17 protein-coding genes are annotated in these 21,325 nt (G+C 58.8%); 6 read left to right on the top strand and 11 right to left on the bottom strand.

Annotated elements, in window-relative coordinates:
- Window positions 1–4 precede the first annotated feature (4 nt).
- The 4 genes from ABJM03_RS09760 to ABJM03_RS09745 form a co-directional block, all read right to left on the bottom strand.
- Window positions 5–1,537, bottom strand: coding sequence for an AMP-binding protein (locus ABJM03_RS09760; protein ID WP_348417197.1), 1,533 nt, complete (start codon window positions 1,535–1,537; stop codon window positions 5–7).
- Entirely contained in the window at window positions 1,537–2,700 is a 1,164-nt protein-coding gene (locus ABJM03_RS09755; RefSeq protein WP_348417196.1) for an acyl-CoA dehydrogenase family protein, read from the bottom strand. The genes ABJM03_RS09760 and ABJM03_RS09755 overlap by 1 nt, the downstream gene beginning before the upstream one ends.
- Window positions 2,701–2,864: 164 nt before the next feature.
- Window positions 2,865–4,064, bottom strand: coding sequence for an aminotransferase class I/II-fold pyridoxal phosphate-dependent enzyme (locus tag ABJM03_RS09750; RefSeq protein ID WP_348417195.1), 1,200 nt, complete (start codon window positions 4,062–4,064; stop codon window positions 2,865–2,867).
- A 3-nt stretch (window positions 4,065–4,067) separates the two neighbouring features.
- Entirely contained in the window at window positions 4,068–4,739 is a 672-nt protein-coding gene (locus ABJM03_RS09745; protein ID WP_348417194.1) for an HAD-IA family hydrolase, read from the bottom strand.
- 142 nt (window positions 4,740–4,881) lie between these two features.
- Between ABJM03_RS09745 and glmU the strand changes: the two genes are divergently transcribed.
- Window positions 4,882–6,234: a bifunctional UDP-N-acetylglucosamine diphosphorylase/glucosamine-1-phosphate N-acetyltransferase GlmU gene (gene glmU / locus ABJM03_RS09740; protein WP_348417193.1), complete on the top strand. Its 1,353-nt coding sequence runs from the start codon at window positions 4,882–4,884 to the stop codon at window positions 6,232–6,234.
- Between the two features lie 2 nt (window positions 6,235–6,236).
- The gene (gene glmS, locus ABJM03_RS09735; protein WP_348417192.1) at window positions 6,237–8,057 is read left to right on the top strand and encodes a glutamine--fructose-6-phosphate transaminase (isomerizing); all 1,821 of its coding nucleotides are present in this window, start codon (window positions 6,237–6,239) and stop codon (window positions 8,055–8,057) included.
- Between the two features lie 68 nt (window positions 8,058–8,125).
- Here glmS and ABJM03_RS09730 read toward each other — a convergent pair whose 3' ends face one another.
- The gene (locus ABJM03_RS09730) at window positions 8,126–8,668 is read right to left on the bottom strand and encodes a hypothetical protein (RefSeq protein WP_348417191.1); all 543 of its coding nucleotides are present in this window, start codon (window positions 8,666–8,668) and stop codon (window positions 8,126–8,128) included.
- A gap of 88 nt (window positions 8,669–8,756) precedes the next feature.
- Here ABJM03_RS09730 and moaA point away from each other — a divergent pair, with 88 nt between their 5' ends.
- The 3 genes from moaA to ABJM03_RS09715 are packed head-to-tail and all read left to right on the top strand — an operon-like array spanning window position 8,757 to window position 12,084.
- Window positions 8,757–9,764 carry a GTP 3',8-cyclase MoaA gene (moaA, locus tag ABJM03_RS09725; protein ID WP_348417190.1) on the top strand — a complete coding sequence of 336 codons (1,008 nt, stop codon included), beginning with the start codon at window positions 8,757–8,759 and terminating at the stop codon, window positions 9,762–9,764.
- Window positions 9,765–9,772: 8 nt separating this feature from the next.
- On the top strand, window positions 9,773–11,050 hold the full coding sequence (locus ABJM03_RS09720; protein WP_348417189.1) for a 3-deoxy-D-manno-octulosonic acid transferase: 1,278 nt from the start codon (window positions 9,773–9,775) through the stop codon (window positions 11,048–11,050).
- A complete protein-coding gene (locus ABJM03_RS09715; RefSeq protein WP_348417188.1) occupies window positions 11,047–12,084 on the top strand; it encodes a glycosyltransferase family 4 protein in 1,038 nt (345 codons plus the stop codon). Before ABJM03_RS09720 ends, ABJM03_RS09715 begins: the two co-directional genes overlap by 4 nt.
- Here ABJM03_RS09715 and ABJM03_RS09710 read toward each other — a convergent pair whose 3' ends face one another.
- The 6 genes from ABJM03_RS09710 to ABJM03_RS09685 form a co-directional block, all read right to left on the bottom strand.
- On the bottom strand, window positions 12,085–13,248 hold the full coding sequence (locus tag ABJM03_RS09710; protein WP_348417187.1) for a M20 aminoacylase family protein: 1,164 nt from the start codon (window positions 13,246–13,248) through the stop codon (window positions 12,085–12,087).
- Between the two features lie 49 nt (window positions 13,249–13,297).
- Window positions 13,298–14,464, bottom strand: coding sequence for a M20 aminoacylase family protein (locus tag ABJM03_RS09705; RefSeq protein ID WP_348417186.1), 1,167 nt, complete (start codon window positions 14,462–14,464; stop codon window positions 13,298–13,300).
- A gap of 12 nt (window positions 14,465–14,476) precedes the next feature.
- Window positions 14,477–15,832: an FAD-binding oxidoreductase gene (locus tag ABJM03_RS09700; RefSeq protein ID WP_348417185.1), complete on the bottom strand. Its 1,356-nt coding sequence runs from the start codon at window positions 15,830–15,832 to the stop codon at window positions 14,477–14,479.
- Window positions 15,823–16,986 carry an acetylornithine deacetylase gene (gene argE / locus ABJM03_RS09695; RefSeq protein WP_348417184.1) on the bottom strand — a complete coding sequence of 388 codons (1,164 nt, stop codon included), beginning with the start codon at window positions 16,984–16,986 and terminating at the stop codon, window positions 15,823–15,825. The genes ABJM03_RS09700 and argE overlap by 10 nt, the downstream gene beginning before the upstream one ends.
- On the bottom strand, window positions 16,983–17,267 hold the full coding sequence (locus ABJM03_RS09690) for an SDR family oxidoreductase (protein WP_348417587.1): 285 nt from the start codon (window positions 17,265–17,267) through the stop codon (window positions 16,983–16,985). Before ABJM03_RS09690 ends, argE begins: the two co-directional genes overlap by 4 nt.
- Before the next feature lie 134 nt (window positions 17,268–17,401).
- Entirely contained in the window at window positions 17,402–19,237 is a 1,836-nt protein-coding gene (locus ABJM03_RS09685; RefSeq protein ID WP_348417183.1) for an ABC transporter ATP-binding protein, read from the bottom strand.
- A 347-nt stretch (window positions 19,238–19,584) separates the two neighbouring features.
- Between ABJM03_RS09685 and ABJM03_RS09680 the strand changes: the two genes are divergently transcribed.
- Window positions 19,585–21,306 (top strand): peptide ABC transporter substrate-binding protein, encoded by a 1,722-nt coding sequence (locus ABJM03_RS09680; protein WP_348417182.1) that lies wholly within the window; start codon window positions 19,585–19,587, stop codon window positions 21,304–21,306.
- Window positions 21,307–21,325: the final 19 nt, after the last annotated feature.

Genomic DNA, 21,325 nt, shown 5'->3' with positions numbered 1-21,325 from the left:
CGTCTCACTTCCTGTTCAATCCGCTGGTCTGATCCGCCATGGCCCGTGCTTTCAACTCGCGCCGGATCACCTTACCGGTTACCGTCATTGGCAGCGCTTCCAGAAACTCGATTTCTCTTGGGTAAGAGTAGCTTGCCAGCCGGTCCTTGACCCAATCCTGCAACGCTACCGCACTCACTTGCGCGCCCTGCTTCACCACCACATAGGCTTTCACCAGCTCCGTGCGCAGCGCATCGGGCTTGCCCACCACGCCCACAGTCGCCACTGCCGGATGCGTCAGCAGGCAGTCTTCGATTTCCGCAGGCCCAATCCGGTAGCCGCTTGAGGTGATCACATCATCCTCGCGACCCACAAAGCGCAAGAACCCGCCCTCCCAGACACCCCGATCCCCCGTCAGCATCCAGTCACCACGGTATTTCGCCGCCGTTTCCTCGGGGCGGTTCCAATAGCCCAACATCATCGGTGCCGCTCCGCGCTTTACCGCGATCTCACCTTCGCCATCCGTGGGCATGTCACCATCCAGCACGGCAATCTCGAACCCAGGCACTGGTTTGCCGATACACCCTGCCTGCGGCGCAAAGGACGCAGAACAGCTACTGGCCACCATATTGCACTCTGTCTGGCCGTAAAATTCATTGATCTGCACGCCAAGCGCCTCCCGCCCCCAGTCCAGCATCTGTGCGCCCAGCGGCTCTCCGCCGCTGGCGACAGACCGCAGGCCGTCAATCTGCGCATCCGCCGCCTTGAGCATGCGCAAGGCCGTTGGGGGAAAGAAGACATTGCGCACATGGCCTGCCGTGATAATCCGCTGGCATTCTGCCACATCAAACTTTGCCATACGCGCCGCCACCACGGGCACACCAAGCGCAAGCGCAGGCATGGCCACGTCAAACAGCCCGCCGATCCACGCCCAATCCGCAGGGGTCCACAGGCAATCGCCCTGTTGTCCCAAGTAATCATGGCTCATCGCGACACCGGGCAAATGGCCCGTTAGCATCCGGTGGCCGTGCAGCGCACCCTTTGGGGTGCCCGTGGTCCCAGAGGTATAGATCAGCACCGCCGGATCATCCGCGCCCGTGTCCGCGAAATCCACAGGCCCACCGTCCAGTCCGACCTCATCAGCCATCCAAGCCTCGGCCAGATCGCCCAGCAGTGCGGCCCCTTCAGCATCGGTCAGCACGATCTTTGTGCCGCTATCACCCAGCCGTGACGCCAAGGCATCATGCTTGAAGAGCTTAAACAAAGGCACTGAAATTGCACCAGTTTTCCAAATCGCCAAATGCGCCGCCAGACACAACGGGCTTTGGCTGAGCAACACGCCCACGCGATCGCCGGCTTGCACGCGCCACAAAAGGGCGCGCGCCAAACCATCCACCATCACGCCCAGTTCGGCAAAACTCACATCGCGCCGCGAGGGTCCTGTCAGATCAATGACGGCAAGCGCATCACCGCGCTGGCTGAGACACTGCCGTCCCATGTTCAGCCGTGCGGGGATGTCCCACCTTCCCTGCCCATCAAGACCCGGCAAAGACTGCATCAGCCCATCGCCGCCATCATTTCGCGCCCGATCAACATGCGCCTAATCTCGGAAGTGCCTGCGCCGATCTCCATCAGTTTGGCGTCACGGAAAATACGCGCAACGGGATTGTCACTTAGATAGCCAGCGCCGCCCATGGCCTGCACGGCCTGATGCGCCTGCACCATCGCCTGCTCAGAAGCATACAGACAGCACGCCGCCGCATCCGCGCGCGTCACTTCCCCCCGATCACAAGCCTTGGCCACTTCATAAACATAGGCCCGCGCCGAATTCATCGCCGTATACATATCGGCCATCTTACCCTGCATCAGCTGGAAGGAGCCCACAGGCTGACCAAATTGCTTGCGCTCGGCCATATAGGGCATGATCTCATCCAGACAGGCCGCCATGAGGCCCAAACCGATGCCCGCCAGCACCACACGTTCGTAATCAAGGCCGGACATGAGCACCGCCACCCCGCGCCCTTCCTCACCCAGCACATTCTCAAACGGCACTTCGCAATCCTCAAAGATCAGCTCGGCCGTGTTTGAGCCCCGCATGCCCAGCTTGTCGAAATGCGGGCTGGTGGTGAAACCCTTCATGCTCTTTTCAATCAAAAACGCCGTGATCCCCTTTGACCCTGCGTCCTTGTCTGTTTTTGCATAGACCACCAGCGTCTCGGCGTCACAGCCATTGGTGATCCAGTATTTATTCCCGTTAAGCCGGTAGTGATCATTGCGCTTTTCCGCGCCCAATTTCATCGACACAACATCCGACCCCGCCGTCGTCTCTGACATGGCCAGCGCCCCCACATGCGCCCCCGAGCACAGGTTGGGCAGGAATTTTGCGCGCTGCTCATCTGTTCCGTTCAGGCTGATCTGATTAACGCAAAGATTGCTATGCGCCCCGTAGGACAATGAGACCGAGGCGCTGGCCCGCGCGATTTCCTCAACCGCGACAGTATGCGCAAGATAGCCCATCCCCGTGCCGCCCCATTGCTCATCCACAGTCATACCCAATAGGCCTAGACTGCCCATTTCCTCCCAAAGCTCTGAGGGAAATAGATTATCTGCATCAATGCCTGTGGCCATCGGGCGCACACGCTCTCGTGCCCAGCGGTGCACCGTGTCGCGCAATGCGCCCACATCCTCCCCAAGATCGAACTGCATGGTGGCGTTGAACATAGACCCTCTCCCTTGATCCGCTCTTATTGAACGCTTGTTCAATAGTTGCAGAACAGACTTCACAGGTCAAGCACCCCCACGCGAGGCACTCTACAGCGCAGGCTTGCTCACCACACGGGCGCGGTAAAGGAATGAGAATTTTCGGAATGCGCGTCAGCGCGCTGTCAGGTCACGCCTGCCTGAAACACAGCGCTTGCTTCTTCCCGGATGATCTCGCCAATCAGGGCGCAATCCTCCAGCGAGAATGTCAGCGGTACACGCATGTCGATAATGCCTGCCAACACACGGTCGCTTTCGGGCATGGGGGGCGCATCCACATAACGCCAGCTGTCATAACGGCTGGTAAAACCCACAGGTTCCGCCGCGCCAAACCACTTCAACTCAACGCCCCGCGCCGCACAACGGCTGACAAAACCCGTCACAGCATCGGCGCGCCAATCCTTTAGCAAGAACTGGATTGACGACCCTACGATGCTCTCTTCTGCTGGGCGTTCGATCACCTTGAGGCCGGGGGTCCCCCGCAGGGCTTGCTCCAATGCAAAATACCGTTCATTCCATCGCCCGCACTGCGTCGCAAGATCCGCCAACTGCGGCCGCAAGATCGCAGCACGCAGGTTATCCATCCGCCCCGAGATGTTTGGCGTCTCGTACCGGATATTGGCAAATGTTTCTTTGGGCGGGCCTGCAAGATGGGTCTCATAGAGCATATAGCTGCCCGAATACATGATTGCCCGCGCCGCTACTTCTGCGTCATCGGTCACCAACAAACCACCCTCGCCCGCGTTCATGTGCTTGTAGGTCTGGCAAGAGTAACAGCCAACAATCCCCCAAGTCCCCGAAGGCTTGCCCCTCCATGCAGCCCCCATGGTATGCGCGCAATCTTCAATCACCGCGATATTGTTTGCGTCACAGATCTCCATCAGGCGTTCCATATCGCATAGATGCCCGCGCATATGGCTAAGCATCAGCACATCCGCCTGATCCGCCTTGGCCGCCAGATCATCGAGGTCAAGCACCAGCGCATCAGTCACCCCGACGAACACAGGCACAGCCCCCACAGCAGCGATAGACCCGGGCACCGGTGCCAACGTAAAGGCGTTGGTCAGGACACGGTCGCCCGGCTTTACGCCGATGGCACGCAGGGCCGTGGCCATGGCATAGCCACCCGAAGCCACAGCAAGGCAGTATTTCGCACCCACGGAGGCGGCAAATTCCTGTTCCAGCAACACCGTCTGCGCAACTTCACCTTTAACAGTGTTGTAACGGTGCAAACGCCCGCTGCGCATCACCTCAACCGCCGCCTTGATCCCCGCCTCGGGGATCGGCTCTTGCTGTGTGAAGCTACCCTCGAATGTGCGGCCCATTGTCTATGCCTTTCCCAACAGACGCTCCACCACATCCGGCAGATCGCTATAGCGTTGCAACAATGCCTCGGGCGCAAGAGCGCTCATATCATCGCCTGAAGGGCCAAAGGTCACCAGAACCGATGGCACACCCGCAGCCCGCGAGGTATTTCGGTCGGTGTCACTATCCCCTACCAGCACGCATTGCGCCGGATCGCCCCCTGCACGGCGCACGGTCTCTAGCAGATGTTCGGGATCCGGCTTGCGTACGGGAAGGCTATCTGCACCCAGCATCGCGGCGAAGTCATCCACAATGCCCAACCGCGTAAGCAGCTCGCGCGCCAGTGCCTCGGGCTTGTTGGTGCAGATCGCAACGATAAACCCGCGCGCTTTCAATTCCTCAACCGCCGCCATCGCGCCATCATAAAGCCGCGTGTGCGTGTCGATGTCACGCGCATAGTGATACAGCAGTGCCTGATAATATTCGTCGATCAGCGGGTCGTCATCTGCGCGGCCCAACCGCTCCATGCCCAAACGCAGCATCGCGCGCCCACCGCGCAGCGCGGTACCGGCATCCAATGCGGGGTCCAACAGATCGCCCTCCCCCATATCACGGAAACAGGCATTCGCGGCCGCGATCAAGTCACCGCTGGTGTCGGCCAATGTACCGTCCAGATCAAACACCACTGTCTTCATCGCTATCCCCTGAAATACTATCGTTAACGGCCTAGCCTGCACACACCAATGTGGCAAGACGCAACCCTTTTGACCCCCCTACCTTGCGTGCCGCCACGCTTGCGTTAAACAGGACAAAACACAACGAGCAGAACGGACACCCATGAATACCAGCCTTATCATCCTTGCCGCCGGTATGGGCACACGCATGAATTCGGACTTGCCCAAGGTGCTACACCAGATTGCGGGCGACCCGATGCTGGTTCATGCCATGGCAGCCGGTGCCACCCTAGAGCCACAACACACCATCGTTGTCGCGGGCCACGGTGCCGCCAAAGTAACCGCTGCGGCGCAAGAGTTTGACGAAAATGCAACCGTCGTGGTGCAGTCCGAACAATTGGGCACCGCCCATGCCGTTGATCAGGCCAAGGACGCGCTGGCCGGTTTTGACGGGATCGCCTTTGTGCTTTATGGCGACACGCCTTTTGTCTCTCCCGAAACGCTTGAAGAAATGCTCGGCGCTGCCGAAGGGGCCGATGTGGTGGTCCTTGGCTTTGAAGCTGCCGACCCGGGGCGCTATGGCCGCCTCATCATGGAAGGCCCCTCCCTTGAGCGGATTGTCGAATTCAAAGACGCCACCGAACAAGAGCGCGCCGTCACCCTGTGCAACAGCGGTGTGATCGCATGTAAATCCGATCTACTGTTCGATCTGATTGCCGGCGTGAACAATGACAACGCCTCTGGCGAATATTACCTCACCGATATTATCGGCCTTGCACGCGCCCGTGGGCTCAAGGCGACCGCCGTCACCTGCGCCGAGGCTGAAACACTTGGCGTAAACTCCCGCGCGCAACTGGCCGAAGCCGAAGCCGCGTTTCAGGCCCGCGCCCGCGCAGGTTTGATGGAAAACGGTATCACCTTGCAAGCGCCCGAAACCGTCTTTCTGGCCCGCGATACAATCATCGGCCGCGATGCCTTTATCGAACCAAACGTATTTTTCGGACCCGGTGTGACAGTCGAGAGCGGCGCACATATCCGGGCCTTCAGCCACCTTGAGGGCTGCCATGTCGCGCGCGGTGCCGTTGTTGGCCCATATGCCCGCCTGCGCCCGGGTGCCGAGCTTCAGGAAAACACCCGTGTCGGCAATTTCTGCGAGATCAAGAACGCCGTTGTCGCCGAAGGGGCCAAGGTCAATCATCTGAGCTATATCGGCGATGCATTTATCGGGGCTGCGGCAAACATCGGTGCGGGCACCATCACCTGCAATTATGACGGCGTGATGAAGCATCACACCCACATCGGCGCGCGCGCCTTTATCGGCTCCAACACAATGCTTGTCGCCCCCGTGCATGTGGGCGATGGGGCGATGACAGGCTCTGGTTCGGTCATCACATCGGATGTGGAAGAGGACGCGCTGGCGCTGACCCGCGCACCGCAGGTCGAAAAACCCGGCATGGCGCGAAAATTGTTCGAAATGTTAAAGGCCAAGAAGGCCAAACAGCAGCGAGGCAGCTAAAAATGTGTGGAATTGTAGGGGTCCTGGGAAACCACGAAGCAGCGCCCATTCTGGTAGAAGCGCTTAAACGGCTCGAATATCGCGGCTATGACAGCGCGGGTATTGCCACGATAAATGACGGAACATTGGACCGCCGCCGTGCGGTGGGTAAACTGGTCAATCTCGGCGATCTTCTGGTGCATGAACCGCTGGCGGGAAAATCCGGCATCGGCCATACCCGCTGGGCCACCCACGGAGAGCCGAACGTCGGCAACGCCCACCCGCATCGCGCCGGCCCCGTGGCCGTGGTTCATAACGGGATCATCGAGAACTTCCGCGACCTACGGGCCGAGCTGGCCGAACACGGCATCACCCCCACGACCGACACCGACACAGAAACCGTCGCCATGCTGGCACAGCATTTTATATCCACAGGCATGGCCCCCGCGGATGCGGCCATCGCCACGCTGGACAAATTGCGCGGTGCCTTTGCGCTGGCGTTCCTGTTTGACGGTGAGGATGACCTGATCGTTGCAGCACGAAAGGGCTCCCCCCTTGCCATCGGTTATGGCGAGGGTGAGATGTTTGTCGGCTCCGACGCGATCGCGCTCTCTCCGATGACCGATCAGATCAGCTATCTCGAGGAAGGTGATTACGCCATACTCACCCGCGAGGGTGCCTCGATCTTTACCGCCGAGGGCACGCCTGCAAACCGCGAGATCCGCAAAATCGAGATCGGAAATACCCGCATCGACAAAGGTGGCCACAAGCACTTCATGGCCAAAGAAATCGCGGAACAGCCCACTGTAATTGCCGAGACTTTGGCCAATTACATCGACACAAACGGCAAAATCCGCCTGCCCGACCCACAGATCGACTTTGCCAATGTTGACCGTATCACCATGGTTGCTTGCGGGACGGCATTTCTGTCGTGCCTCACGGCGAAATACTGGTTTGAGCAGATCGCACGCCTGCCTGTCGAGGTCGATGTAGCGTCTGAATTCCGCTACCGCGAGCCGCCCATCCCTGCACGTTCTGTCAGCCTGTTTGCCAGCCAGTCGGGCGAGACGGCCGACACCCTCGCCGCTCTGCGCTATTGTGAAGGCAAAGCTGACCACATTCTCTCCGTAATCAACGTGCCCGAGTCCTCTATCGCCCGTGAAAGTGATCTGGCCTTGCCGATCCATGCGGGCGTCGAAATTGGTGTGGCATCGACCAAAGCTTTCACCTGTCAGCTCACCGTGCTGTTTTTGCTGGCCCTCAAAGCCGCATCCGACCGTGGTGAAATCACGGCCGAACAGCTGGAAGACCATCTGGCACAGCTACGCCGCCTACCTGCGCTGATGGCCGAAGCACTGGATCAGGACGACAAAATACGTGAGACCGCACGCAAGCTGTCCAACGCCCGTGACGTGCTGTTCCTTGGCCGTGGACCGCTCTACCCACTGGCCCATGAAGGCGCGTTAAAACTAAAAGAAATCAGCTACATACACGCCGAAGCTTATGCATCAGGAGAGCTCAAGCATGGGCCCATCGCCCTGATCGACGAAGACATGCCCGTCGTTGTCATGGCCCCCCGTGATGCCCTGTTTGAAAAGACAGTGAGCAACATGCAAGAGGTCATGGCACGTAAGGGCAAGGTCATCCTGATCTCTGACCGTGAGGGCCTGTCAGAGGCCAGCATCGGCACATGGGACACGATTGAAATGCCCGATGTATCGGATGCCGTCGCTCCGATCCTCTATGCGCTGCCTGCGCAGCTATTGGCCTATCACACGGCCGTGGCCAAAGGCACGGATGTCGATCAGCCGCGCAACCTCGCCAAATCTGTCACGGTAGAATAACGCCTGACACACAGGCACAGCCAACGCAGGTTTCCCCCGCCGCGGCTGTGCCTGAATAGATTGCGATCCTAGCTGCCCAATGTCACGTCGACTTCGGTCAAATCGGTAAGCGAGGCCTCAATCAGGCGCATGGCGGGCAATGACATTCGGCTGCCACCGGTCACAGGCCCGTCAATCGGGATCAACGTCACAGCCGAGGATTTCCCGTTCGCTTTATTCGTAACGCGGCCCGCTGTCTCGACCTTTACAAGCGGTGTCTTCAACCAGAACCCCGGCTCCGAAGGGCTGCCCAGACTGGCGATAGTCGTGCCGAGCAACTTGCTTTGCGCTGCGGGCGTGACGGGCGCTGCCGCCTGTGCCCTTTGCTCTGCTGTGGTGGTATCCAACGCTTCTTGCGTTTTTGCAGCCTTGGGCGGTGGCGGCGCAGAGGTCAGGACCGGATCAGGGGCAACCGCTGCCACCTCTTGTTCTGTTGCCTCTGGCAAATCCGGTGCAGCAATGACAGCCGTTGATCCACCAACGACCGGGCCGACATCATTGGGCTGACCAAAACCGAAACGGGCACAGGCGCTAAGCGACAAAAGAGCCGTTGTAATAATAATCTGTTTCATAACCTCACAGTAGACCACTCTGCACCGCCCTCCAACCCCCCGCAAAAGTGACTTGCCCCTCAAACAGACGCCCTATAGCGTTCAACCTATGAAAACGCCTCTTATTGACCCCTTCGCCCGCGCCATCACCTATCTGCGTGTATCCGTTACGGACCGCTGTGATTTCCGCTGCGTCTATTGCATGTCCGAAAACATGACCTTTCTTCCCAAGCGCGAATTACTCACGCTGGAGGAACTGGACCGCATGTGTTCGACCTTTATCGGGCTTGGGGTGGAAAAACTGCGCATCACCGGTGGTGAGCCGCTGGTGCGTCGTGGCATCATGGGGTTTTTCAACAACATGGCACGGCATCTGGAGGCAGGCACGCTCAAAGAGCTGACACTGACCACCAATGGCAGCCAGCTCGAGAAATATGCAAAAGACCTTTACGCCGCTGGCGTGCGGCGGGTGAATATCTCGCTCGACACGCTGGATGAGGGAAAATTCGCCGATATCACACGCTGGGGCCGCCTGCCCCAAGTGCTGCGCGGCATTGATGCGGCATTGGCCGCTGGACTACGGGTCAAGATTAACGCTGTGGCGCTCAAAGGCTTCAACGAGCCGGAGCTGGCGCAGATCACCCAATGGTGCGCCGAGCGTGACATGGACCTCACATGGATCGAAGTCATGCCTATGGGCGATCTGGGCAATGAGGACCGGCTGGGCCAATATTGGTCGCTCAAGGATGTGCGTGCCAAATACGCCGAGCATTATACCGTGACCGATCTGGCCGAGAACTCCGGTGGGCCTGCCCGCTATGTGCGCCTTGAAGAGACAGGCCAGAAAATCGGTTTCATCACGCCGCTGAGCCACAATTTCTGCGAATCCTGCAACCGCGTGCGCATTACCTGCACCGGCGAAATCTATCTGTGCCTCGGCCAGGAAGACAGCGCCGATCTGCGCGCGCCGCTGCGAGAGCATCCAGAGGATGACGCCCCGCTAGAGCACGCAATCCGCGCGGCAATCGGGCTCAAGCCCAAAGGCCACGATTTCGACTATTCGCGCCAGACTGCCGGTGGCCAGATGCCCCGCCACATGAGCCACACAGGCGGCTAAGGCAGCCCATGCGCGCGCCGTTTCTTTATCGCGCCTACACCGTTCTCAGCATGATCCTGCTGCCGTTTCTAGCGCGTAGTGCGGTCAACAAATTGCGCCGCGCCGGCCTGCCAGCTTACCGCGCCCATGAACGGCTGGGCAACGCCACCGAAGCCCGCCCCGAGGAGACGCTGATCTGGTTCCATGCTGCCTCGGTTGGCGAGAGCCTGTCGGTGCTGGCGCTGATTGCGCGGATGGGGGCGGCGCTGCCTTCGGCACATTTCCTGATCACCACCGGCACCGCCACCTCTGCCGCGCTGGTTGCGCAGCGGATGCCGCCGCGCTGCACCCATCAATTCGCCCCCCTCGACGCCCCCGGCCCGCTCAAACGGTTCTTGCGCCACTGGCGCCCTGATGCAGGCCTCTTTGTCGAGAGCGAGCTTTGGCCACAAATGCTACGCCGGACCCGCGCCACAGGGGCTGGCATGGCCCTGATCAATGCCCGCCTCTCAGAGCGGTCGATCAAAGCATGGAGGAAGCGCCCCCAGCTTGCGGCCTATGTCCTTGATGTCTTTGATCTGATTCTGACCCAGAATGACGCCATGGCCGAGGCGATGGTACAGATGCACGCCCCCGCCCCGCATGTAGCACGGGGGCGGAATCTCAAATCCTTTGCAGGGCCATTGCCGCAGGACGAAGACCTGCTGTTTGAAGCCCGCGCAGCCCTTGGCCACCGCCCTGTATGGATCGCCGCATCGACCCATCAGGGCGAAGAACAAACAGTGCTGCAGGCCCATCAAATCCTACGCGAAACCCATCCCGATCTAGTGCTTATCCTTGCACCGCGCCACCCCGACCGCAGCACAGAAGTGGCAGGTTTGATTACGAAGACAGGGATGCAATACACCTGCCGCAGCAATGGTGATCTACCCCGCGCCGAAGTCTATCTTGCCGATACGTTGGGTGAATTGGGCACGTGGTACGCCATGGGAAAAATCGTATTTCTGGGCGGCTCATTGCGCCCCATCGGGGGGCATAACCCGTTTGAAGTGGCTCAAGCAGGCGGCATCGTCCTGTCGGGGCAGCATGTGTCCAACTTTGCCGAAACTTTCGCGGCCATGGAAACCGCTGGTGCTGCGTGGCTTGTGGCGGATGCGAGCGATCTGGCAACCCATGTAGACAGGCTTTTGTGTGATGATCACAGCCGCGCCAAAGCTGTCGCCGCCTCACTGCGCTTTTCCCAAGGGGAGACCGGCAAGCTGGATGTGATTGCCCAACGGCTGATCAAGGCATTGGACCTCACGTGACTGAACTGAAAGATATTCAGGTCATCGCCCCCAATTTCAAACGCAGGTTGTCCGGCGTGACCGCGACCGTGGTGAGGTTGGTGCCGATACAGGCCCGCGATATTGCGATCGTGGCATCTGGTCCTGTGCTGCCCCAAGATGTGCCACAGATTCCTCTGCGGGCCCTGCTGACCCTGCCGCACAACTGTCTGCGCGTCTGGCATGCCCGCCGTAACATTGAAATGATCGCGGGGCTTGCGCTTAAACATCTGTTACGCAAACGCCTGAAACTGCTGTTTACCTCGGCCTCCCAACGCAAGCATACCGGCCTCACCCGCTGGCTGATACGCCGTATGGATGCCGTGGTTGCCACCTCTGACGCCACGGCCGCCTATCTTGAACGTCCGGCGGACGTCATCATGCATGGCATTGACCTTGAGAGCTTTACCATACCGACGGATCGTGCCGCATTGCGGGCAAGGCTGGGCCTGCCCGTGTCCGGTATCCTGATCGGATGTTATGGTCGCATCCGCCCGTCAAAAGGGACTGACATCTTTGCGGCGGCCATGACGGCCCTGCCCCCTCACCTGAATGCGCAAGCGGTGATCATGGGCCGTGCCACGGCAAAGGAGCGGACATTTCTGGCCTCTGTAAAAGAGCAAGCCGCCAAAAGCGCCCATCCCGAGCGGTTTCATTTCTTGCCCGAAGTGCCGGTACAGGACATGGCCGACTGGTACCGTGCGCTCGATCTTTACGTGGCCCCCCAACGCCAGGAAGGCTTTGGCCTGACCCCGATCGAGGCAATGGCCTGTGGCGTGCCGGTCATCGCAACCCGTGTCGGGGCCTTTGAAAAAGTCGTAACAAAGGAAACAGGCACCTTGGTGCCAGCAGGAGATGCCGCGGCGCTTAGCAATGCTATCGCCGCCGCCCTGACACCACCAGCCGACATCGAGAGCTGGGCACAGAATGCCCGCCCCCATGTCGCAGAGAATTTCTCGATCACCCGTGAGGCGGCGGCGCTGGTTGCCCTATACCACCGCCTGCTGGAGCAATAATCAGGCCGCTGGCATCCGCTGCTCGGCAATGCCCGCCCACCAGCTACAGCCCACAGGGATCACATCGTCGTTGAAATTATACAGCGGGTGGTGCACCGCCGCCGTATCGCCATTGCCCACGAGGATATACGCGCCCGGACGTTCTTCGAGCATAAAGGCGAAATCCTCGCCGCCCATCACAAGCGGAGCCTCGTCACATGAGCCCGAAACCGAGCGCGCAACATCAGCTGCAAATTCGGTCTGTGCCTCATGGTTGACCATCACCGGATAGTTGCGGTGATAGCTCACCCGCGCCTCACCGCCCATCGCCGAGGCAATACCGCTACAAATCTCGTTCACGCGTTTATCCGCGAGATCGCGCAGTTCTTCGGACATGGTCCGCACAGTGCCCTTCAGGTGCACCTTTTGCGGGATCACGTTATAGGCGTTTGAGGAAGTCTCGAATGAGGTGATCGAGACAACGATATTGCCGACCGGATCGGCATTTCGGCTCACGATGCTTTGCAGCGCGGTCACGATCTGGCTGGCGATCACTGTGGTGTCGATGGTCTCATTCGGCTTGGCGGCGTGCCCGCCCTTGCCCTCGATCTCGATATCTAGCAAATCAGTTGCGGCAAAAAACGGACCGGGGCGAATAGCAAAACTGCCCGGTTCCATTCCCGGCCAATTGTGCATGCCGTAAACTTCCTGAATGCCCCAACGCGCCATCATCCCGTCGTCGCACATGACCTTGGCGCCGCCGCCGCCCTCTTCGGCCGGTTGAAAGATGACAATGGTTGTGCCGTCAAAATTCCGCGTCTCTGCCAGATATTGCGCCGCACCCAGCAACATCGCCGTGTGCCCGTCATGGCCGCAAGCATGCATCGCGCCATCCGTCTTTGAGGCATACTCCAGCCCTGTTTCCTCGTGGATCGGCAGCGCATCCATATCCGCGCGCAGGCCAATGACTTTACCCGATGCGGTGCTTTTGCCTTTGATCACGCCCACAACACCGGTGCGCCCGATGCCCTCGACAACTTCATCACAGCCGAAACTGCGCAGCTTTTCCGCGACAGTCGCCGCCGTGCGGTGAACCTCAAACAGGATTTCCGGATTCTCGTGCAGATCGCGACGCCACGCGGTGATATCGGCGTGCAATTCGGCGAAACGGTTCTTAACTGGCATTGGTAGTATCCTTTGGAATCAGTGCAAAACGCACAAAAGTGAACAAGCTTCAGGCAAGCGGCAAACGCCGCTCGACCAATTCGGCGAACCATGAACAGCCCGCCGGAATTGCCTCATCGTTAAAGTCATACTCGGGGTGATGCACCACTGCACCGCCCCCATTGCCCAGCATGATATACGCACCGGGCCGTTCTTCGAGCATGTAAGAAAAATCTTCGCCAGCCATGATCGGCGGCGTGGCGCGGTCAACGCCCGGGCTGACCGCCTCGGCTGCATCGGCCGCAAAATCGGTATAGACCGTGTGATTGACGGTTGCGGGATAGCCGCGATCGTATTTGATATCTGCACTGCAGCCATGCGCCCGTGCCGTCAGATCTACGATTTCTATCAGCCGTCTCTGCCCCAAATCACGCACATCGCCTTCCAGCGTCCGTACCGTCCCCCTCATCGTGACGGTTTGTGGAATAATGTTGAACGCCTCATTGTGCGAACGCAGCACACAGACTGACACAACCACCTGTTTGAGCGGATCTGTGATCCGGCTGGCGACCGATTGCAGCGCAACGGTCACATGCGCTGCTGCAAGGTTAGGGTCGACCGCTTCATGCGGGGCAGCAGCATGGCCACCGCGTCCGGTAATGGTAATGTCAAACTCATCGGCTGCAGCCAATAGCGCACCCTCGCGTATGTGGAAACTGCCCACTTCCGCACCCGGCATATTATGCAGCCCATAGACCTCATCAATACTCCAGCGTTTCATCAATCCTTCGTCGCACATGACTTTACCGCCGCCGCCGCCCTCCTCGGCAGGTTGGAAGATCAGCACAACACGACCATCAAAATTGCGCGTCTCGTTCAGATATTTTGCCGCCCCCAGCAGCATTGCCGTATGCCCGTCATGGCCGCAGGCGTGCATCACACCAGCATTCTTTGACGCATACTCCAGCCCTGTTTCTTCTTTGATCGGAAGCGCGTCCATATCCGCGCGAAGCCCGATCGTGCGGCCAGATTTTTTATCGCGCCCCTCAATCACCGCTACAACGCCGGTACGTGCAATACCTGTCGTGATGTCGGCAATGCCGAAGCTGCGTAGCTTTTGTTCAACAAATTCGGCGGTCTGGTGTTCTTCGAACATCAACTCGGGGTGTGCATGCAGATGGCGGCGCCAGCCGGTAATCTCGGCGTGCATCTCGGCCATTCGGTTCTTGATCGGCATTAATTGTCCTCCTTAAACGTCCGGACCGGGCTGCATTTTTGTACCATCGCTGAACCGCGAAAAACGGAACCGGTCAAGGTCGTGCCCTGCCGGCTGGCCGGCCGCCAGATCGGCCAGTATGCGACCGATTGCAGGCCCGATGCCAAAGCCATGGCCGCTCATTCCGGTGCCCACAATCACCCCCTCGATAGGCGTGTGATCCACCACGGGCACGATATCAGGCATAGTGTCGATCATTCCGGCCCATGACGCCTTGATCCTTACCTCGCCCAGCTTGGGGAACATTTCGGCAAAATCGCGGGCCAGCTTGGCAATGATGCGCGGCACCGGCTTGGGATCGAGAATGCGCATCCGCTCAAACGGAGTTTGCTCATCGGCGCTCCAGCGCCGTTTGGTGCCCCACGCATCGGGGAAATCGCGTGGCGCGTAGGGTTTGATCATGCAGCCAAACGGGTCGATGCGCAACTGTGCCAAAAATTTTGGCAGCGCGCGAAACGCATCCGGCCCGACAAACAGCTCGGACATCATATTGGGCGCAAGCGTATAACCTCCGTCTGCACGCCGCCGGAATGCCAGTTTTTTAGCCGAAGCAGCACATTGGCCCACATCGGCCAGCGGCTCGGTTGCGGCCACTTGCGAACGCACGGAAAGCTGGGGCAAGGCCACACCGTGATTGCGCAAAAACAACGAAGACCACGCCCCGCCCGCCAGCACCACACGCGGTGCGGCCACACGGCCTTTTTCCGTCAGCACACCGGCAACCTTACCATCTGTGATATCAAGACAGCGCACCGCGCAATGCTCGATGATCTGCACGCCCTCACGCGTTGCAATCTCGGCCAACGCAGGCACGGCCGCCCATGGTTCTGCACGCCAATCGCTGGCTGTATGCAACGCGCCCTCGGGGCGATCACGTAGATCGGGATAAAGCGCGGCAATCTCCGCACGGCTAAGCAGTTTACTGTCCAGACCGTGATCTTTTGCATGGGGCAGCCACGCCTCGTAACGCGCAATGGCCTTGGGTCCATAACCCAGATAGGTCGTGCCAGATTGGGTCAGCCCGAAACCGTTGTTGATTTCACGCGAAAACTCCTGCCACAACAGCTGCGCCTCATCCACGATGGGAATTTCAGCTGGATCACGACCCTGTTGGCGAATCCATCCCCAGTTGCGGCTTGATTGCTCCGCCGCAACAAGCCCTTTTTCCAGCACCACAACCTTTGCCCCGCCGCGCGCGGCAAAAATTGCTGTTGTGATCCCGATAATGCCCCCGCCGATGATCACCAGATCGGCGGCCTGCGGCAAATCAGCAGTATAGCGCGGTGCCTGCGCCGCTGTGATCGGGAAACCGCCCAAAGTTACTGACACAACCGCTCCACCAATTTACGCATGAAATCATGCCCTGCGTTGAATTGTGATACTTCGATAAATTCATTGGGTTGATGCGCTTGCGCGATATCACCCGGCCCACAGATAACCGCGCTATAACCGGCCTCCTGAAACTGGCCTGCCTCTGTGCCATAACTGACCTTGTGGCTGGCATTATCGCCAGTGATCTGGCGCACTAGTGTTTCTGCCTCGCCGCCTTCTTCGGGCTTGAGCGCCGGCACGTCAAAGCGGGGCGTCACTTCGATCCGTGCCTCGGGTACAACCGCCTGCATGGCTTGCTCGACTTCGCGTACCTTTTCGAGATAGGCAATTTCCCACTTTTTCTTATCCTCACCCGGCACGACGCGGAAATCCATCGGGAAATGGCAATCCTTGGCGGTGATGTTATGGGCGGTGCCACCACTGATCATGCCGACATGTACAGTGGTAAAGGGCGGGTCGAACATGGTGGCGATATCGGTCGGCTTCATCTCCATGTTCAGGGTGTTCATCTCGTTGGCCCATTCAATCAGCTTGGCCCCTGCCATGATCGCGTTCACGCCTGTGTGCAGCAATGACGAGTGGACCTCGAAACCGATCACATGCGTGTCAAAGCCCGAGCCCCCCTTGTGCCCTGTCACTGCCTGCATGCTGGATGGTTCACCCACAATAACCGCACTGGCTTTGGGCACCACGCCCTGCATCGCAGCAATGAGCGGCGGCGCGCCGGTACAGCCGATTTCCTCATCAAAGCTCAGCGCGATTTGCAACGGGCGTTTGACACCGGCGTATTTGGCTTCGACCAGCGCCCAGATGGCCAATGCGTCAAACCCTTTCATATCACAGGTGCCGCGCCCGAAATATTTGCCGTCTTTTTCGACGACAACATACGGGTCCGTATCCCACGGCTGACCATCCACCGGCACCACATCCGTATGGCCCGACAACACCAACCCGCCCTCGATATCGGGGCCGACATGGGCAAACAGCCCGTGTTTGGGTTGCTCGGGGTCAATATAGCGATGGCTGATAATGCCATGGCTGGTTAGATACCCCTCGACCCAGTCGATAAGCGGGATGTTGGTATCCCGCGAGACGGTCGGAAAGCTGATGAGCTTGGTCATTAACTCAAGCGGTGTCATGCGGTCGGTCACAGCCGGTATCCTCCTGAAAAATTAAGCACTTCGCCGGTGATGGTCCGTGCCCGTTTACTTGCCAAAAAACAAACGGCATCTGCAATGACTGATGGCTCTGACAAGCGGTCTGACGCCGTCATTTCAACAACTGCCTGCGTAAGTGCCGCATCCCGAGGCGCCTGCGGCATGTTCACCGCTGCCAGTGCCACCGCATTGAGGCAAATGCCCTGCGGCCACGGCTCTTTTGCCATGGCGCGAGCCCATAAATACAGCGCGGCCTGTGCTGCGCCGGCCACCATCACGCGATGGCCGCCTTGGCAGTGTCTTGCCTCATCCTCACCGCATACGCGGTGCCACAACCTGTCATTTTACGTTCCTATGCCGGACATGTTGGAAGTCGCCTGATGGTGCAAACCTCCCCCCGCCCCTTCAATTAATACCCGCTATCCGTGATCAGCACCTTATGGCCCGGACCAACTTCGCGGTACACGCTTGGCTCGGGGCGGTAGCTGACAGGATGGATGGGCGACGGGATAGGTTTGAAATTCAAATCCTTCTCGGCCTTTCGCTTGCGCGGATCAGCAATAGGCACGGCTTTCATCAAGGCTTGGGTATAGGGGTGTTGCGGGTTTTCGAACACCGCGCGGCGCGGGCCAATCTCGACAATCCGGCCCAGATACATCACGCCGACATGGTGGCTGACCCGTTCAACCACGGCCATATCATGGGAGATAAAGAGGAAGCTCAGCTCCATTTCGGCCTGCAATTCCATCATCAGATTCACTACCTGCGCCTGAACCGACACATCCAGCGCCGATACGGCCTCATCTGCGATGATCAACTTGGGGTTAAGCGCCAATGCCCGCGCAATCGCCACACGCTGGCGCTGCCCGCCCGACAGCTCATGGGGGAAGCGGCGCATGAAGCTGCGCGGCAGCTCCACACGGTCAAACAGCATTTCAACCCGTTGGGAAATTGCCGCCCCCTTGAGGGTTTTATAGTTCAGAATCGGCTCGGCCACCTGATCGGCCAAATTCATCTGCGGATTGAGCGAGGCAAACGGATCCTGAAAAATCATCTGCATATCAAGCCGCGCCGTACGCAGCGCCTGCGTATCAAGGGCCATGATGTCCTTGCCGCCCAGATCGACCTCGCCTGACAATGGCTCAACCAGCCGCAGAATCGAACGGCCCGCAGTGGATTTGCCGCAACCGCTTTCGCCCACAAGGCTCAGCGTCTGGCCCTTGTTGATGGTAAAGCTCAGATCTTCCACAGCATGGACATTCGCCACACGCCGCCGCAACAGCCCGCCCGTGACGGGGAAACGGGTGGTCAGGTTCTTGACCGTCAACAGTACCTCATCAGTGCCCTTGATCGGCACGATGGGCTTGTCCTCACTACCCAACAGCTTCATCGGCTCGGGGTAGTCCTTGCCTGTCATCTCGCCCAGCTTGGGCACAGCGGCCAACAATGCCTTGGTATATGGGTGCTGCGGGTTCTCGAAAATTTCCTCGACCGTGCCTTCCTCGACCTTATTGCCGCGGAACATCACCACCACACGATCCGCCATCTGGGCCACAACCGCCATGTCGTGCGTAATAAACATCACCGCCGTACCGGTTTCGCGCTTCAAACGGTCCATCAAGGCTAAAATCTCGGCCTGAATGGTCACATCCAGCGCGGTAGTCGGCTCATCCGCGATCAACAGGCGCGGCTCACAGGCCAGCGCCATGGCGATCACAACCCGCTGCCGCATACCACCAGACAGCTCATGCGGATATTGGGCCAGCCGCTTTTGTGGCTCGGGGATGCGAACCTGTGTCATCAGCTCCAGCGCGCGCGCCTCGGCCTGCGATTTGTTCATCCCCTTATGCAGGCGCAGCCCTTCGGTCAGCTGTTTGCCCACAGTGAACACAGGGTTCAGCGCCGTCATCGGCTCCTGAAAGATCATCCCGATCTCATTGCCACGGATGCCGCGCATCTGATCCTGACCGGTTGCTGCTAAATTAATCGCATCCGCATCGGTGCCACGATCAAACATCAGCTTGCCGCCCGTGATTTCCCCGCCGCCGAATTCAACCAAGCGCATAAGCGACAATGAGGACACCGATTTACCCGAGCCCGATTCGCCCACAACACAAACCGTTTCCCCCGGCGAGATATCAAAAGAGACATCCTTAACCCCTACAACAGGGCCATCTTTGGTCTGAAACTCGACCCGAAGACCCTGAATCTGTGCAATTGGAGTGGTGTCGGTCTGATCAAGCATCATGAGGTCCTTATTAACTGTACGGTCAGTCTTACCGACTGCGACTTGCACACGCTAAGCGCAAGGGTCCGGCGCGTCAAACGCAGACCACTGCGCAAATCGAAGGCAAATAACAATTCATTCACATTGGCTGACAAATTCAGCAGCTTTAAATCCGGACAAGGCTTGCAATCGCCGCGCGGACTGCTGCAATGTTAGGCATGCGTTCTTGGGCGGCGTTAGATTCCATGGCTTTATCGCCTAAGATCAGCCGCATAGGCTCCGCCCTAGAAATAGGCATCATAAAAAATTCCCCGGCCAGCGGGGCAAATTCGCCGTGCGTCAGCGCGGTCAACAAGGAGTATACTATGAAACTGAAAGCCCTTTTGATGGGTGCAATCGCGACAACGGCCTTTGCGCCTGTTGCTTTCGCCGATGGCCATTCCGGCGAACGCGGACGCGATGGTGAGGTAAAGGCCCTGTTCTGGCAAGCCCCCTCCATCATGAACCCATTCCTGTCCGGCGGCACCAAAGACATCGAGGCTGCCTCGCTCGTGATCGAACCGCTGGCCCGCTACACTGAAACCGGTGAGCTGGTGCCTTGGCTGGTCGACGAAGTGCCCACCGTAGCCAATGGTGGCGTCTCCGAAGACCTGACCTCCATCACATGGAAACTCACATCAGGCATCAAATGGTCTGATGGCACGCCTTTCACCTCCGCGGATGTCAAATTCACGGCTGATTACTGCATGAACCCAGAAGGCGGTTGTGCACAGGGTGCCAAATTCGACGGCGTGCAAAGCATTGAGACACCTGACGATCTGACTGTTGTCCTTACTTTTGCAGAACCGACACCTTATCCGTACCTTCCCTTCGTTGGTGCCGAAAGCCCCATCATTCAAGCCGCGCAGTTTGCCGATTGCCTTGGTGCCAAAGCGCCCGAGTGTACCGAAGCCAACTTCAACCCCATCGGCACCGGCCCGTTCACCGTCACAGAATTCCGTCCGAATGACGTGATCACACTGGCGGCCAACGAAAACTACCGCGAAGAGGGCAAGCCCGCCTTTGCGACGATGACCCTCAAAGGTGGCGGCGATGCCGCTGCTGCAGGCCGTGCCGTTCTGGAAACAGGCGAATTCGACTATGCATGGAACCTGCAACTCGCACCCGATGTCATCACCAAGATGGAATCGGCCGGCAAGGGTATTGCGCTTGCTGGTTTTGGCCCGCTGCTTGAGCGGATCGAAATCAACCTGACCAACCCTTCCCCCGATCTGCCGCCAGAAACACGCTCCACCGTGGCAGAGCCGCACCCCTTCCTGTCCGACTTTAACGTACGCAAAGCGCTATCGATGGCCATCGACCGCGAATTGCTGACCGAATTAGGCTACGGCAAGGCAGGCAAATCCTCGTGTAACCTTGTTCCTGCCCCTGCGATCTACAACTCGGCGGACAACACCGAGTGTCTGACACAGGACATCGAAGGTGCAAAAGCACTGCTTGCCGAAGCAGGCTGGGCCGACACGGATGGCGACGGTACATTGGACAAAGACGGCATCAAACTGGCGCTGTTGTTCCAAACCTCCACCAACGCCGTGCGTCAGGATTTCCAAGCGCTGATCAAAGACTGGTGGGTGCAAATCGGTGCCGAAGTCGAGCTGCGCAACCTTGACGGCTCTGTCTTTTTCGGCGGCGATCCCGGCTCACCTGATACTTTCCAGAAGTTCTATGCAGACGTAGAAATGTATGCCAACACCTTCCCGGGTACGGACCCGCAGGCCTATCTGTCGGCCTACCGTTGCGGCAACGAGCCAAAACCGTCCAGCCAATGGCAGGGCGAAAACATCAACCGCTTCTGTGATCCGGCCTATGATGCCCTGCTTGATGAGCTGGCAAAAACAGGTGATATCGAAAAGCGCGGCGAAATCGCTCGTACGCTTAACGACATGATCACAAAAGACACCATGACCATCCTGCCTTTGGTTCAGCGCGCCCGCGTTTCGGCACGCTCCAACAGCCTTGGCGGTGTTGTGCTGAATGTTTGGGACGCCGAGCTGTGGAATGCCGCAGATTGGTACCGTGTAAAATAAAACGGTTGAAGTGGGCGAT

Origin of the sequence: Sulfitobacter sp. (assembly GCF_039977885.1) — a bacterium.
In the GTDB taxonomy this organism is placed as follows: Bacteria; Pseudomonadota; Alphaproteobacteria; order Rhodobacterales; family Rhodobacteraceae; genus Sulfitobacter.
Note: the sequence above shows the minus strand (reverse complement) of the source record. Positions and strands in the feature narration are given on the sequence as shown.